This is a genomic window from Pseudodesulfovibrio pelocollis (genome assembly GCF_030282845.1).
Classification (GTDB): domain Bacteria; phylum Desulfobacterota; class Desulfovibrionia; order Desulfovibrionales; family Desulfovibrionaceae; genus Pseudodesulfovibrio; species Pseudodesulfovibrio pelocollis.
The window spans coordinates 22,774-37,918 of sequence record NZ_JASTWE010000015.1 but is presented as its reverse complement, the minus strand read 5'-3'; the positions used below and the strand labels follow the sequence as shown (position 1 = coordinate 37,918).

Here is a 15,145-nt window from a genome sequence, read left to right as displayed (position 1 = left end):
ACACGGCAAGGGGATGGGGCTCGGCGGTCAGGGATGTCCAGGGCGGCCCCTCATGCGGCGATGCGCGCCGGGGCCTCGCGGCGGGAAAGGCTGCGGCGCAGCCTCACGCGATAGTCCCGGCCGTGCTCGTCCAGGATGAGGCCCAGGTAGTTCATGTTGCGCCGGGCCGCCTCGGTGTAGACGTCGCGCTCCACGCCGAAACGCGCCCGAAAGTGGGCGGGCATGCAGCCGATGACATTGGAGAGGCCATTCTCCATCCGGGTGCGCATGTAGGCGTAAAAACCCCGGGTGGAAGCTGCCAGATCAAAGCGCGACCCGAACTCGGTGATGCCTGCCTCGACGAATTCATCGAAAAGGAGGTCCAGCTTTTCCAGGTAGATGTCGTCCGCCATCTGGGCGATGATGTCGGCGGTGGCCAGAACGTGCGCCGCCAGCATGGCCTGGATGTTGGCATGGACCACGGTCAGGGGCGAGCTGGCCGGGTCGGTGCTGCGGATCATGCTCTCCATGTCCAGCATGTCGGCCACGGGCCAGCCGCTGGCGTCGGCGTAGGCTTCGAGCAGGTCGATGGACCGGTCCACATGGCTCGTGGTGAAGCGCGCGCCGGTGCCGATACGCTCCTCCTCGCGGCGGATGTAGCCCGCGTCGTGGAACAGGGCCGCCACAAGGGTCAGCTCGACGAGGCGCGGCGACAGATCGTGGCGGACGAGATGCACGCCGTGGAGCAACCGGGCCGAGGCCAGCAGCACCCCCAGGGTGTGCTGCCAGTCGTGGTAGCCCGTATCGCAGGGATGGTAGCCTTCCATCCGGCCGTGGAAGAGCCGGTCGGCATCGGCAAAGGCCCGGCCATAGCGGTCAGGCTCGAATCCTGGAAACATGGAGGCGACGATGGCGCGGACCTCGCGGTCCACTTCGGACGGATTCTTGATGATCAGGCGCACACAGCGGGTCATTATTCGGATGATACCTTCAGGGAAGTTTCCGATGCTGTTTTCACAGAAACCCGCCCGCGTCAACCATCCGGCCGGTCCGAACTTGACCCTCTGCGGCGAAAAGGCGATAACACGCCGTGATCACTTGCACCGGTTGCGGAAAAAGAAATGCGGACGAGGCGCGCTTCTGCGAGGAATGCGGCAGGAAGCTCCAGTCGTCGCGCCGCGCGAACCCGGCGGACGATTCCTCGGGGCGTCCCCTTTCGCCCTTTCGCCACCAGGGCATCGATCCCCTGGCGCGCGCCTCGCTGTGGCGCATGGTCGAGGCCTGGGCCTATGTGCTCGTGCTGGGCGGCGTGGCCGCCGTCTGTCTGGTGCGCGAGATGTGGTGGCCGATGTATCCGGCCGTGGCCCTGCTCGGGCTGATCGCCTGGCTGCGCCGCATCTGACCCGGTGCCACCCGCTCCCTTCCCTTTTGTCGCAGCCGCGTTGCGGCTACTGGCCGTTGTCGGTGGCGTTGACGCCTTGCAGCGCCCGGCGCAGATCCTCTTCAAGCAGTTCGGGGATGGGCCGGTTCCAGAACCTCTCCTCCTGCCGATCCTCCTCGGTTTTCACCGCGCAGCAGACGATGGGGCCGGTCATGGGGCAACCGGGGGTCTTGTAGTCCACCACCGCGCACTTGGAAGTGGCGTCGAAATGATAGGGGATGGTCCTGGTCACGGTCTTGAACTCCTTGCCCTGTATCCGGATGACGCTGCGGTCCACGCCCACGAAGAAGTGGGTCTCGCGATTGGCGTAGAAGGCCGAGAAGAGATAGAGGCCGTCGCGCATCCGGGAGACGTAGTTGATCTCGTCGGCGGGCTTGCACAGCAGGCGGCCGAGGGTCTGCCTGCCAAGGCATATCTCCATGTCCTGGATTTCGTCGGCCCTGGCCGGGAAGGCCAGGCAGACCAAGACGGCGAGGCTCAGTATCAGCTGTGTGATGGGGCGCATTCTCTGTCCTGTTCTGGCTAGCGGATGTCGAGAAAAAGCTGGAAACCGTCGGGGTCCGAGGTCTCGCAGCGCTCCTTGCAGCCGCAGCACTGGTAATGGCCGTCCTTGAGATACCACACGGCCTTCCACGAGTGCTCGCAGTTGAAGTATTCATACACCGAGGCATCCACCGCGCCGCGGTAGCGGGTGTAGCCCTCCTGGCGAATCCTGTCCGTAAACCTCATCGTCACAATCATCCGTTTGATATAGGGGTCGTTCCAGGCGGGTGTACACCCGATGCCGGGATTTTGCAAAGCCGCCTGCGACGCTTTCGTTGACAAGCCGGGAACAAAGGCGTTTACAGTCGTGTCCATCCACCGGGAGGACACCATGGCCAAACCGCTGAAAGAGACGCTCTACCTGCTGCTTGAAGACCCCGAGGGACGCGACCCCCGGGCCAGGGCGATCAGAGCCTTCCTCCTCGCGCTCATCCTGCTCAACATCGCGGCCCTGATCCTTGAGACCGTGCGCGAATTCTCCATCGCGAACGAGTTCTGGTTCAATGCCTTCGAGTGGCTCTCGGTCGGCGTTTTCACTGTGGAGTATGCGGCCCGAGTCTGGGTGGGCGGTCCTGGCCGGGCCAGCGGACTGGCCGCAAAGGTTCGCCACGCCCTCTCCCCGCTGATGCTGGTGGACCTGCTGGCCATCCTGCCCTTCTATCTCCCGCTGCTGCTGCCCGCCAACCTCGTCTTTCTGCGCGCCCTGCGGCTCATGCGCCTGATGCGCGTGCTCAAACTCGGCCGGTACTCGGAGGCCATCCAGATATTCTGCAAGGTCGTGATGCGCAAGAAGGAACAGCTGGTGGTGGCCTGCATCGCGGTGCTCATCCTGCTCATCATCTCGTCGAGCCTGATGTACTATTTCGAGAACGACGCCCAGCCCGACGCCTTCAGTTCCATCCCCCAGTCCATGTGGTGGGCCATCGTGACCATGACCACCGTGGGTTATGGCGACGTATATCCCATCACGGGCATGGGCCGGTTGCTGGCCTCGGTCATCGCCCTGCTCGGCATCGCCATGTTCGCGGTGCCTGCGGGTATCTTGAGCGCCGGATTCGTGGAGCACGACGAATCCGCGCAGACCGCCAGCGCCGTCTGTCCCCATTGCGGCAAGCCGCTGGGGCCGGGCCACACGGGCTGACACCGGACTCAATACTGTTTGGGAAACCGCCCGCCCATGAGGTAGTTCATGGCCTCGCGGTCGATGGTGCCCGAGGCCACGAAGAACTCCTCGCCCACCACTGCCGGATGATAGGCGAGCCCGTGGGGCAGCCCGTCGCCCGGGGCGCAGACGACACGCTCCGAGGGGATCATCGGGTTGATGTCCGCCAGTCCCTCGCGATGCAGGGGCGAGAGGATGACGTGGTCGAGGATCACGCCGCCGGGCAGGGTGGTCCACAGGTGGTAGGAGCCTAGGCACTCCTCGCCGCTTTGGTCCGCCAGCATGGCCTTGAACCGGGCCGGGGGCGCGTCCACCAGCATCCGGCCACCCACAGAGACCGAGCCCATGGTAATGACGCAGTCGGTCACCCCGTACTTCTTGACCAGCATATGGAACATGCCGAAGTTCACGGCCATGGCCTTGCCCGCGCGCTCGCCAAAGGGGATGTGGCTCGACGCCTCAAGCTCGTTGAGGATGGCCAGATCAAGGGGCCCGTCTGCTTCCGGCAGGGCGTAGCTGCCCAGCCCCCACTTGGCCGTGCGGCTCGCCGCAGCCCTGAATTCCTCGATATATGCCATGGACATCGCCTCCGTGATGGTGTCGGGGCTGGGTAGCATGTCGGATGCGCGGCCGCAACCACGGGTGCGGCGAGGCGAGCGCCCGTTTCAACCTTCGCCATGAAGGGAGGCCGCCCTGCCGGGCGGCCATACGATGCTGTTATTCCTGGGTGCCCAGCCCCCGCTTCAGCGCCTGTCCCGCTTTCTGAGCCACCCCCTGCACAAAGGTGTAGAGGGCGGGCACCACGAGCACGCCGAGGCAGGTAGCCGCGATCATGCCGCCGAAGACCGAGGTGCCCAGCGCGTGGCGGCTCGACGAACCGGCGCCCGAGGCCATGACCAGCGGGATGACGCCGAGGATGAAGGCAAAGGAGGTCATGAGGATGGGCCGAAAGCGCAGCTTGGCCGCGGCCATGGCCGCCTCGGGCAGGGACAGTCCCTGCTCGTGCTTCTCCTTGGCGAACTCCACGATGAGGATGGCGTTCTTGGCCGCCAGGCCGATGAGCATGACCAGACCGATCTGGGCATAGACGTTGTCGTCGAGCCCGCGAATCCACTGGGAGGCCATGGCCCCGAAGATGCCAAGCGGCACGCACAGGATGACGGCAAAGGGCGTGGCCCAGCTCTCGTACTGGGCGGCCAGCACCAGGAAGACCATGACGATGGCCAGGGCGAAGACGAGACCGGTCTGGCCGCCGGAGTGCTTCTCCTGATAGGCCATGGCCGTCCAGTCGTAGCTGTAGCCCTCGGGCAGGTTCGCGGCCGCCACCTCCTCCATGGCCCTGATGGTCTGGCCCGAACTGTAGCCCGGAGGCGTGGCCGCGTTGATCTCCACGGTGCGGAAGATGTTGTAGCGCTGGATGTATTCCGGTCCCGTTGTCCGGTCCGCCGTGCCCAGGGTGTTGAGCGGCACCATCTGGCCGTCGCCGGAGCGCATGTAGAAGCGGTTCAGGTCGTCAAGCCGGGTGCGGTATTGGGGTTCGGCCTGGGCCATGACCCGGTAGGTGCGGCCGTATTTGTTGAAGTCATTGATGTAGTAGCCGCCGAGGTATGTCTGCATGGTCTGGAAGACCTCGTTGAGGGGCACGCCCAGCTTCTTGACCTTGTCGCGGTCGATATCGACCATGTACTGCGGCACCTGGGCGCTGAAGGAGGTGAAGAGATTGGCCACCTCCGGGCGCTTGCCCGCCTCGTGCATGAAGGCGGTAGCCACGGCCGAGAGATCCTCGATGGAGCCGCCGGTGCGGTCCTGCAACTCGAACTGGAGGCCGCCGGTGGAGCTGAGGCCCGGTATGGCTGGCGGCTGGAAGCCCATGACGATGGCTTCCTGAATGCCCCGGAACGCCTGCTGCGCCCGACCCATGACGGCGTCGAAGGCGAGGTCTGCGCTGGTCCGCTCCGACCAGTCGTCGAGCATGACGAACACGGCAGTGCTATAGGACGAGTACGCGCCGGTGAGCATGTTGAAGCCGCCCAGGGTGACGTAGTCGTGGATGCCCGGGGCGCTGTCGAGATATTCTTCTATCTGCTCGGCCACCTCGTTGGAACGCTCCAGGGACGCGCCCTCGGGGAGCATGGCGTTGACGATGAAGTAGCCTTGGTCCTCGTCGGGCACAAAGCTCGACGGCAGGATGGAGAACAGCCCGCCGCAGCCCACGCCGAATGCCACCACCACCAGGAGGCCCAGGAACGAGCGCCTGACCATGGCCCCCACCGCCGCGTTGTAGCGGCTGCTCACGGCGTCGAAGACGGCGTTGAACCTGCCGAAGAACCAGCCCAGCGGGCCACGGATGGGCGTGTATGGCCGCAGCAACAGGGCGCTCAGGGCGGGCGACAGGGTCAGGGCGTTGATGGACGAGATGACCACCGACACAGACAGGGTCAGGGCGAACTGCTTGTAGAGCTGGCCCGTGATGCCGCCCATGAAGGCCACGGGGACGAAGACCGCCACCAGCACCAGGGTGGAGGCGATGATGGGCCCGGTGACCTCGGTCATGGCCTTCTTGGTGGCCTCCTTGGGCGAGAGGCCTTCCTCGTCGATGATCCGCTGGGTGGCCTCGACCACGACGATGGCGTCGTCCACCACGATGCCGATGGCCAGGACCAGCCCGAAGAGGGTCAGGGTGTTGATGGAGAAATCAAGCAGCGGAAACAGGGCAAAGGTGCCGATGAGCGATACCGGCACGCAGACCATGGGAATGATGGTGGTGCGCCAGTTCTGCAGGAAGATGAAGACCACCAGGAAGACCAGCAGGAGCGCCTCGAACAGGGTGTCCATGACCTCGTCGATTGACGAATTGACGAACCGGGTGGTGTCGTAGGGAATGGAATACTCGATGCCCTGGGGAAAATAGGTTTCGAGCTCGGCCATGGTCGCCGTGATGTTCTTGACCACGTCCAGGGCGTTGGCCCCGGGCAGTTGGTAGACCAGCAGCGAGGCCGTGGGCTTGCCGTTGAGCCTGGCGAAGGTGTAGTAGCTTTTGGCTCCCAGTTCCACCCGGGCCACGTCGCGCACCTTGACCGTGCTGCCGTCCTCGTTGGCCTTGAGGATGATGTTGCCGAACTCGTCGGCGTCAGTCAGCCTGCCCTTGACCCGCAAGGTCATCTGAAACTGCTGACCCTTGGGCGCGGGCGGCATGCCCAGCTGCCCGGCCGGAGCCTGGACGTTCTGCTCGTTCACGGCGTTGATCACGTCGGTGACCGTGAGGCCGTAGGAGGCCAGCTTGTCCGGATCAAGCCAGATGCGCATCCCGTAGTCCTGATCGCCGAAGAGGTTGACATCGCCCACGCCGTCGATGCGCTTGATGGCGTCATAGAGGTTGATCTTGGCGTAATTGTTCAGGAACAGCGAGTCGAACTGGGGCTGGTCCGAGGTCAGGCTGATGATGAGCACGAACTCGGGCGACTGCTTCTTGACCTGGACCCCGGTGTTGCGGACCTCCTGGGGCAGCTGTTGCAGGGCGAGGTTGACCCGGTTCTGCACGTCCACGGTGGCCAGTTCCAGGTCGCGGCCCAGCTCGAAGGTCACGGTCAGGTTCATGGAGCCGTCGTTGGACGAGATGGAGCTCATGTACATCATGTCCTGGGCGCCGTTGACCTGCTCCTCGATGGGCGTGGCCACGGACTGCTCCACGGTCTGGGCGTCCGCCCCGGTGTAGCTGGCCGTGACCCGGACCGAGGGCGGCGATATCTGGGGGTACTGGGCTATGGGCAGGGCAAAGAGGCTCAGGACGCCCACCATCAGGATGATGATGGCGACCACTGACGCGAAGATGGGCCGGTCGATGAAAAATCTGACGAACATGGGCTACCCGGCCTGCGGCGCTGCGGTGGCGTTGTGCTCCGCGTCGGGCGCGGGCTGGCCACTGCCATTGTCCGTGTCCATCGACTCCAGCACGGGTTTGATGGTCATGCCCGCCCTGACCCGGCGGATGCCGTCCACGATGACCATGTCCCCGGACGAAAGGCCTTTGCTGACTATCACCATATCCTTGGACTCGAAACCAAGGGTCACCGGCTGGCTGCGCACCGTGCCCGATTCGTCCACCACCAGAAGGGACTTCATGCCCTGGGTGTCGATGACGCCCCGCACCGGGACCACCACCGCGCCCTTGACGGTGTCGAAGAGCACCCGCACTTTTGCGTACTGGCCGGGCCGCAGGATGTGCGCCGGGTTGGGGAAGGTGACGCGCACGCCCAGCGTGCCCGTGCGCGAGTCCACGGCCCGGTCCACCATGTCGAAGGTGCCGTCGTGGTCGTACTCGCTGCCGTCGGCCAGGACCATCCTGACCTGGGAGTCGCGGCTGTCCTTGGCCGACTGGTCGCGCATGGCGCGGATGTAGTCGCTCTCGCTGACGCTGAAGTTGACGTAGACCGGGTCCACGGTGGACACCGTGGCCAAGAGGGTGTTCTCGCCCTGGCCGACAAGGTTGCCCACATCCACCTGCACCCGGCCGATGATGCCGTCGATGGGTGACTGTATCCTGGTGTAGCCCAACTCGATCCTGGCATTCTCCACCCGGGCCCTGTTGTCGCTGACCTGGGCCTTGAGGGTGGCCAGTTGAGTCTGGTAGCTCTCGTACTCGTCGCGGCTGACCACGCCCTCGTCAAAGAGCCTTTTGAACCGCTCGTAATCCTTCTGCGCCTTCTCGATCAGGGCCAGGTTGTAGTCCAGGCCCGACTGCTCCTGCTTGAGCGTCTCCTGAAAGGGCCTGGGATCAATGATGAAGAGCAGATCGCCCTTGGAAACCGAGGCTCCCTCCTTGAAATTCTTTTGCATCAGGAACCCGGCCACGCGGGCACGGATGTCAACGGTTTCGGCGGCATTGATCTGACCGATGAATTCACCCCAGTAGGGCATGTCCCTGGTCTCGGCCTTGATCACCTTCATGGGCGTGGCCTCGGTCTGGGCGGTTTTCGTGTCCGCGCCCTTGTCCTCGCCGCCGCAGCCGCTGACGAGCAGGGCTGCCGCCGCAAGGGAAAGGCCAAGCCGCAGAATGAGTCGTTTGGGTGTCATCGTGTCTTCTCTCGGGTTTGCTGTCTGATTGCCTGACCATGCAAGTCGCCGTATTCCATGGGGATTGCTTCCCCATGAAACCAACGCTGAAGAAATAATTGTCAACATATCAATTTCATAGAAGAAAATCGCATGGGTGGCAAGATGATATGCCAAATTTTGCCAATGCCGCAGCCCGGCCGTACCTGTTGACTCCTAAGCCCGCAGGAATTACTACCTTTGTGTGCGGCCGCGATTCCTGGCCGCAGGACACTCAACAGGCCGGTTCCCGGACGGCGCGGCCGAGGCACCCCGGGCGGTCCGACGGAGGCGAGGATGGCTGACAACACCTGCAAGGAAAACCCCATGAAGGGGATTCCGCTGGACATCAACTTCACCACCTTCATCTATTCCCTGTCGTCTTCAGCCATGGTCGCCCTGGGCGAAGCTCCGGACCCGAGCACCGGCAAGGTGGAGCTTCAGCGGCAGATGGCCAAGCACACCATCGACGTGCTCGGCATGCTCAAGGAAAAATTCGACAAGGGGCTGGACGACAGCGAGAAGAAACTGCTCTGCGACATCGTCTACAACCTGCGCATGACCTACGTGAACAAGGTTCGATAGACACCGAGCCCCCTGTTCCCCAACGACAAAACGAAGCGGAGACTGTCATGTCCCACATGATCAAGGCGGGGCTGGTCGGCGTGACCGGCTACACCGGCATGGAGCTTGCCCGGCTCATGGTCCACCATTCCTCCATGGAGTTGGTGCGCGTCACCTCCCGGGCCGAGGCGGGCAAACGGCTGGCCGACATCTATCCCTTCCTGCACCGGCTGCCCCTTGGCGAGCTGGTCATCACCCAGCCCGATCCGGCCGATCTGGCCGAGGAGTGCGATGTGGTCTTTCTGGCCGTGCCGCACAAGACGGCCATGGAGATCGCCGCCACTCTGCTTGATCAGGGCGTCAAGGTCGTGGACCTGTCCGCCGACTTCCGCCTCAACGACAAGGCCGTGTACGAACAGTGGTACGCCACCGAGCACACCCGGGCCGGGCTGCTGCCCGAAGCCGTCTACGGCCTGCCCGAACTGTACCTCGACCGGATCATGGGCGCGCGGCTCATCGCCAACCCGGGCTGCTACCCCACCTCGGCCATCCTTGGTCTGGCTCCGGCCCTGGCCGCGGGCATCGTCGAGACCGGCGACATCGTCATCGACGCCAAGTCAGGCGCGTCCGGCGCGGGACGCGGGGCCAAGGTCGGCACCCTGTTCTGCGAGGTGACGGACTCGTTCCGCGCCTACGGGCTGCCCACCCACCGGCACACGCCCGAGATCGAGCAGGAGCTGTCGAAGATCGCGGGCCACGGCATCACCGTCTCCTTCAGCCCCCATCTGCTGCCCATCGACCGGGGCATCCTCTCGACCATCTACAGCCGGCTCAAGGGCTCGCCCTCCCTCGACGAGGTGCACGACATCTTCACGGATTTCTACTCGGACAAGCCCCTGGTGCGGGTGCTGCCCAAGGGGCTGCTCCCCGAAACGCGGCACGTGCGCGGCACGGTCTTCTGCGACATCGGGCTGGTGGTGGACCCGAGGACCAACCGGCTGGTGATTCTCTCGGCCATCGACAATCTCTGCCGGGGCGCGTCCGGGCAGGCCCTGATGAACGCCAACCTCATCTGCGGGCTGGACATCGACGAGGGGCTGCCCATGGCGCCCATGATGCCGTAAGCAGACTGTTCAAAAACGACGATCTGCGGACGTTAAGCGACTGTAGGCGAGTCTTCGAGCCGTACAGAAAGCTTATTCAAAAAGTTCACAAATCCGCAGGACAGCGGATTTGGACGTCGGCTCCTGCCGACGCCCCGAAGGGGGGAGCCCCAGGACGGGGCGAATCAAATCCTTGCGTACATGAAGTACGCTTCGGTCTTGAACTTTTTTCGACCTAGCATCTCACCATTTTTGAACAGTCTGCATGTTCTGACTTTTTCGAGAGCTTGGTAAGCGCCAGCGCACGATTCTCCCTGCGGGGCCGGTCGCACCGGGCGGCTGGCCCCTGTTTTCTCCCCCGGCCCGCATCAAACCTGATGCAATTCCCGCCACTTTCCGATAGGGTTCCCGGAAAAACCATCAACCCGAGATTCCATGCCCGAAGTCCGCTACACCCCCACCGACCGTTTCGAGGAACTCGACCACCTCGACCTTGACGGGATATTCAGCGTTCTTGACGTCTACTGCGACACCTTCCTCCCTGACATGGAGGCGTGCCAGGTCTTTCTCGCCCGCATCCTGGGCACGTCCGGCGCGTCCGCGCACCCGGCCACGCGCCCCCGGGTGGCCGCGCTGCTACGCAAGGCATTGGCCTACGGCCCCTTTCACCTCCCCACTCTGGAAATCGCCCACGGCCTGACCGGCGACGCGGAACTGGGCGAGCGCATCCGCAAACTGCGCACCCTGGCCCTGGACCCGGCCCTGGCCGACCCCCGCGCCATCCTGAGCGACGAGGCCATGTTCACCCGCAAGCGGGACCGCCTACTGGCCATGCTCGCCGAAAAGCCGGGCCATGTGACGGCCGCGTCCCATCTGCTCTCCATCGACGCATGGCGGGGATTGCCCAGCGACGAATGGCTGGCGGGCTTCACCGTGCCCAAATACGTGCGCGCCCCCTGGGAACGGCGGCTGTTCCTGCACTACTCGGCCACGGGCGAGACCGAGCGCGCCCTGGCCCTGTGGCCCGGCGTGGCAGCCGGGGCCATCTGCGAGGTGGAGCTCAACTGCACGGCCGAACTCTTTGCCGCCTCGGGCGACATGGACCGGGCCGCGGCCTGTTACGCCAGGTCCCTTGAAATCGACCCCGCCCAGACCCCGGCCCGGCTGCGGCTGGCCGAGCTGCAATCCCCCACCCTGGCGGACGCCGCACTGCCGGACCAACGCGACGTGACCATCTGCCTCTATACCTGGAACAAGGCCGACCACCTGGAGCGGACCCTGTCCAGTCTGGCCGGAACCAGCCTGGGTCGGGCCAGAATCCGCGTGCTGCTCAACGGCTGCACCGACCGCAGCGCCGAGGTGGCCGAGGCGGCCCGGGCGCTGTTTCCCGGGCGCGACTACGCGGTGGTGGCCCTGCCGGTCAATGTGGGCGCTCCGGCGGCCCGCAACTGGCTGGGCGCCCTGCCCGAGGTCCGCGCCAGCGAGTTCGTGGCCTACATCGACGACGACGTGGACCTGCCCGGGGACTGGCTGGCCCATTTCCTCACGGTCATGGAGCACCATCCCGACACGGCCGTGGTGGGCTGCAAGGTGGTCTTCGGCTCGGACCCGAGGATGATCCAGTACCTGTACCGCGCCTTTGCCCTGGCCCGGCCGGAGATCATCAAGCTGACCGACCCGTGCCAGGTGGCCCAGATGGACCGGGGCCACTACGACTTCGTGCGCGAAACCGACACGGTCATGGGCTGCTGCCACCTGCTGCGCACCGCCAGCATGCCCGACGGGCCGGAATTCGACCTGCGCTACTCCCCCACCCAACTGGACGACATCGCCCACGACCTGACCTTGCGGCTGCGCGGCTTTGAGGTCCGCTACTGCGGGCTGGTCCGCTGCATCCACCACCAGAACACCGGGGGCAGCTTCAAGCGCCGGATGACCGATGCCCAGCTCGGCCAGGTGCTTGGCAACGATTTAAAATTCTTTTATTTTTTCAAGAAGCATCTGGAGCGCATCAGGGAGATCATGACCGAGGCCGCCCGGACCAGGGAAACGGCGTCGAAATTCGGCACCTGACCCCTTGCCATCCGCGATGGAATGCGCTAAGTACGCCGGACTTCAAATTCACACATCCCGCCCATAACTCCGGGTGGCCCGTGGTGTCACGGGCTCCTTCACAGGCTGCGGGATGGACGAAAAACCCAGGAGATCACCATGGCTTATGTTACCATGAAGCAGATGCTGGAGACCGGCGTCCACTTCGGCCACCAGACCCGCCGTTGGAACCCCAAAATGCGCCCCTTCATCTTCGGCGCGCGCAACGGCATCCACATCATGGACCTGCAACAGACCGTCAAGATGTTTGCCACGGCCCATGACTTCATCGTCGATACCGTGGCCAAGGGCGGCAAGGTGCTGTTCATCGGCACCAAGCGCCAGGCCCAGGAGGCCGTGACCCAGGAAGCCCAGCGCGCGGGGATGTTCTTCGTCACCCACCGCTGGATGGGCGGCACCCTGACCAACTTCCAGACCATCAAGAAATCCATCGACCGCCTCAAGAACCTTGAGCAGATGTTCGAGGACGGTTCCATCTCCCGCTACACCAAGAAGGAAGCCGTGGGCATGAGCCGCGAGGTCAAGAAGCTCAATCTCGCCCTGGGCGGCATCAAGGATATGGGCGACGCCCCCAGGGCCGCCTTTGTCATTGATCCCAAGCGCGAGCACATCGCCATCATGGAGTGCCGCAAGCTCGGCATCCCGGTGGTGGCCGTGGTCGATTCCAACTGCGACCCGGACATGGTGGACTACATCATCCCCGGCAACGACGACGCCATCCGCGCCATCAAGCTGTTCGCCACCCACATGGCCGACGCCTGCATCGAGGGCGCCGCCATGCAGAAAGACTTCGCCAAGGCCTCGGACGAGGCCAAAGCCGCCCCCAAGGCCGCTCCCGCCGAGCAGGCCGCGGCGACCCCCGCAGCTGAAACCGCAACCGAAGAAAAAGCCGAGGCTCCGGCCGAGGCCACTGCCGAGGAGAAGTAAGCATGGGCATCACCGCATCCCAGGTAAAGGAACTGCGCGAGAAGACCGGCGCAGGCATGATGGACTGCAAGAAGGCGCTGGTCGAGTCCGGCGGCGACGAGGAAAAGGCCGTCATGTACCTGCGCGAGAAGGGGTTGTCCAAGGCCGCCAAGAAGGCCGGACGCGCCACCTCCGAAGGTCTGGTCACCCCTTACGTCTCCGCCGACGGCAAGACCGTGGTCCTCTCCGAACTCATGTGCGAGACCGACTTCGTGGCCAAGAACGAGGACTTCCAGTCCTTTGCCAAGGCCCTGTCCGAGAAGATCGCCGGGCTTGACGTGACTAGCGGCGTGGCGGCCGACCTACCCGCCGAGGTGGCCGACGTGACCGACCTCATCGCCAAGCTGGGCGAGAACATGGGTGTGGGCCGCTTTGTCAAGGTCGCCTCCGACGATGCCATCGGCGTCTACATCCACTCCAACAACAAGCTCGGCACCGTCGTCGAGCTCAAGGGTTCCGACGACGAGTCCCTGGCCAGGGACATCGCCATGCACGTCGCCGCCATGAACCCCGCCTGCATCAGCCCCAAGGAACTGGCCCAGGATACCCTGGACAAGGAAAAGGCGCTGTACATGAAGCAGGCCATGGACGAGGGCAAGCCCGCCGAGATCGCCGAGAAGATCGTCATGGGCCGCCTGAGCAAGTTCTACAAGGAAGTCTGCCTCATCGAGCAGGTTTTCATCAAGGATGACAAGAAAAGCATCAAGGATCTGCTCGGCAAGGCCGAGGTAGCCAGCTTCCATCGACTGGCCCTAGGCGAGGGCGCACCAAAAGACGCCGACAGCGACGACTAAAAAAATGAAAACGGGCCGCACGGCCCGTTTTTTTTGATCGCAAAACATGGTATCGCCTGTGGGCGAGTTCTTCAGTGACACGCAAAGACCTTGAGGTGAAAATGGAAACGATGCGGTATTCGCGGATATTGCTGAAACTCAGCGGCGAGGCCCTGGCCGGAGAGCAGCGCTTCGGTATCGAGCCCGAGGCCATCGGTCAGTTCGCCAAGGAGATCGCCGAAGTGGCGACCACCGGACTCCAGGTGGCCCTGGTCATCGGGGGCGGCAATATCTTTCGCGGCATGGCCGCCAGCGCCAAGGGCATGGACCGGGCGCAGGCGGACTACATGGGCATGCTGGCCACGGTCATGAACGCCCTGGCCGTGCAGGACGCGCTGGAAAAGAATGGATGCAGCACCCGCGTCATGACCGCCTTCAGCATGGCCGAGGTGGCCGAGCCCTACATCCGCAGGCGGGCCATCCGGCATCTGGAAAAGGGCCGCGTGGTCATCTGTGCGGCTGGCACCGGCAACCCCTACTTCACCACGGACAGCGCCGCCGCACTGCGCGCGCTGGAGCTCAAGTGCGACGCCATCTTCAAGGCGACCAAGGTGGACGGCGTGTACGACAAGGACCCCCTCAAGTTCCCCGACGCCGTCCGCTACGACACCGTCACTTACATGGAAACCCTGGAAAAACGGCTGGGAGTCATGGACTCCACGGCCATCACCATGGCCCGGGACAACAACCTGCCGATCATCGTCTTCAATCTGTACAAGGAAGGCAACATCCGCAAGGCCGCCAGCGGCGAGAACATCGGGACGACCGTCCAAGGAGGAAACTGACATGCAATCCGTGCTCAACGATGGCAAAAAGCGCATGGCCGGAGCCATTGGCGCTCTGGAAAAGGACTTCGCGAAACTGCGCACCGGACGCGCCACCACGGCCCTGGTGGACACCATCATGGTCGATTATTACGGCACATCCACCCCCATCAGCCAGCTCTCCTCGGTCTCGGTGCCCGATGCCAAGACCATCACCATCCAGCCCTGGGACAGAGGCGCCTTCGGCGCGGTGGAAAAGGCCATCCAGACCTCGGACCTCGGACTCAACCCGGTCAATGACGGCAAGATCATCCGCATCGTCATCCCGCCCCTGACTGAAGAGCGGCGCAAGGAGCTGGTCAAGGTCGCCAAGAAATACACCGAGGAATGCAAGGTGGCCATCCGCAACGTCCGCCGCGACCTCAACGACACCCTCAAGAAGATGGAAAAAGACAAGGAAATCAGCGAGGACGAGTTGAAAAAAGGCGAAACCGACGTGCAGAAGCTGACCGACGACTTCGTCAAGCAAAGCGACAGCGTGTTTGCGGCCAAGGAAAAAGAAATCCTGGAAATCTAGGGACAATCTC

The 15,145-nt window shown here is 63.9% G+C and carries 15 protein-coding genes; 9 read left to right on the top strand and 6 right to left on the bottom strand.

Going from position 1 to position 15,145, the window contains the following annotated elements:
* Positions 1–50 precede the first annotated feature (50 nt).
* On the bottom strand, positions 51–953 hold the full coding sequence (locus QQS14_RS07200; RefSeq protein ID WP_285906294.1) for an HD domain-containing protein: 903 nt from the start codon (positions 951–953) through the stop codon (positions 51–53).
* A 116-nt stretch (positions 954–1,069) separates the two neighbouring features.
* Here QQS14_RS07200 and QQS14_RS07195 point away from each other — a divergent pair, with 116 nt between their 5' ends.
* A complete protein-coding gene (locus QQS14_RS07195; protein ID WP_285906293.1) occupies positions 1,070–1,381 on the top strand; it encodes a zinc-ribbon domain-containing protein in 312 nt (103 codons plus the stop codon).
* Positions 1,382–1,427: 46 nt separating this feature from the next.
* Here the strand turns inward: QQS14_RS07195 and QQS14_RS07190 are convergent, their stop codons facing one another.
* Both QQS14_RS07190 and QQS14_RS07185 read right to left on the bottom strand, forming a co-directional pair.
* Positions 1,428–1,925: a hypothetical protein gene (locus QQS14_RS07190; RefSeq protein WP_285906292.1), complete on the bottom strand. Its 498-nt coding sequence runs from the start codon at positions 1,923–1,925 to the stop codon at positions 1,428–1,430.
* Between the two features lie 17 nt (positions 1,926–1,942).
* Positions 1,943–2,149: a DNA-binding protein gene (locus tag QQS14_RS07185; RefSeq protein ID WP_285906291.1), complete on the bottom strand. Its 207-nt coding sequence runs from the start codon at positions 2,147–2,149 to the stop codon at positions 1,943–1,945.
* A 145-nt stretch (positions 2,150–2,294) separates the two neighbouring features.
* On the opposite strand from QQS14_RS07185, the gene QQS14_RS07180 reads away from it, so the two are divergent.
* The gene (locus QQS14_RS07180) at positions 2,295–3,104 is read left to right on the top strand and encodes an ion transporter (protein ID WP_285906290.1); all 810 of its coding nucleotides are present in this window, start codon (positions 2,295–2,297) and stop codon (positions 3,102–3,104) included.
* 8 nt (positions 3,105–3,112) lie between these two features.
* Here QQS14_RS07180 and QQS14_RS07175 read toward each other — a convergent pair whose 3' ends face one another.
* The 3 genes from QQS14_RS07175 to QQS14_RS07165 form a co-directional block, all read right to left on the bottom strand.
* The gene (locus QQS14_RS07175; protein ID WP_285906289.1) at positions 3,113–3,703 is read right to left on the bottom strand and encodes a hypothetical protein; all 591 of its coding nucleotides are present in this window, start codon (positions 3,701–3,703) and stop codon (positions 3,113–3,115) included.
* A 139-nt stretch (positions 3,704–3,842) separates the two neighbouring features.
* Complete coding sequence (locus QQS14_RS07170; protein WP_285906288.1) at positions 3,843–6,986, bottom strand: efflux RND transporter permease subunit; 3,144 nt, start codon at positions 6,984–6,986, stop codon at positions 3,843–3,845.
* Positions 6,987–6,989: 3 nt separating this feature from the next.
* Positions 6,990–8,198, bottom strand: a complete 1,209-nt coding sequence (locus QQS14_RS07165) for an efflux RND transporter periplasmic adaptor subunit (protein ID WP_285906287.1) — start codon at positions 8,196–8,198, stop codon at positions 6,990–6,992.
* A gap of 315 nt (positions 8,199–8,513) precedes the next feature.
* On the opposite strand from QQS14_RS07165, the gene QQS14_RS07160 reads away from it, so the two are divergent.
* The 7 genes from QQS14_RS07160 to frr all read left to right on the top strand — a co-directional run bounded on the left by QQS14_RS07160 (position 8,514) and on the right by frr (position 15,135).
* Positions 8,514–8,801, top strand: a complete 288-nt coding sequence (locus tag QQS14_RS07160) for a DUF1844 domain-containing protein (protein ID WP_285906285.1) — start codon at positions 8,514–8,516, stop codon at positions 8,799–8,801.
* 47 nt (positions 8,802–8,848) lie between these two features.
* On the top strand, positions 8,849–9,904 hold the full coding sequence (gene argC, locus QQS14_RS07155) for an N-acetyl-gamma-glutamyl-phosphate reductase (RefSeq protein ID WP_285906284.1): 1,056 nt from the start codon (positions 8,849–8,851) through the stop codon (positions 9,902–9,904).
* Positions 9,905–10,318: 414 nt separating this feature from the next.
* Positions 10,319–11,956 carry a glycosyltransferase family 2 protein gene (locus tag QQS14_RS07150; protein WP_285906283.1) on the top strand — a complete coding sequence of 546 codons (1,638 nt, stop codon included), beginning with the start codon at positions 10,319–10,321 and terminating at the stop codon, positions 11,954–11,956.
* A gap of 138 nt (positions 11,957–12,094) precedes the next feature.
* Positions 12,095–12,922, top strand: coding sequence for a 30S ribosomal protein S2 (rpsB, locus tag QQS14_RS07145; RefSeq protein ID WP_285906282.1), 828 nt, complete (start codon positions 12,095–12,097; stop codon positions 12,920–12,922).
* Positions 12,923–12,924: 2 nt separating this feature from the next.
* The gene (gene tsf / locus QQS14_RS07140) at positions 12,925–13,755 is read left to right on the top strand and encodes a translation elongation factor Ts (protein WP_285906281.1); all 831 of its coding nucleotides are present in this window, start codon (positions 12,925–12,927) and stop codon (positions 13,753–13,755) included.
* Positions 13,756–13,856: 101 nt separating this feature from the next.
* Positions 13,857–14,579: a UMP kinase gene (pyrH, locus tag QQS14_RS07135; protein WP_285906280.1), complete on the top strand. Its 723-nt coding sequence runs from the start codon at positions 13,857–13,859 to the stop codon at positions 14,577–14,579.
* 1 nt (position 14,580) lies between these two features.
* Positions 14,581–15,135, top strand: a complete 555-nt coding sequence (gene frr / locus QQS14_RS07130) for a ribosome recycling factor (protein ID WP_285906279.1) — start codon at positions 14,581–14,583, stop codon at positions 15,133–15,135.
* The last annotated feature ends 10 nt before the right edge of the window (positions 15,136–15,145 follow it).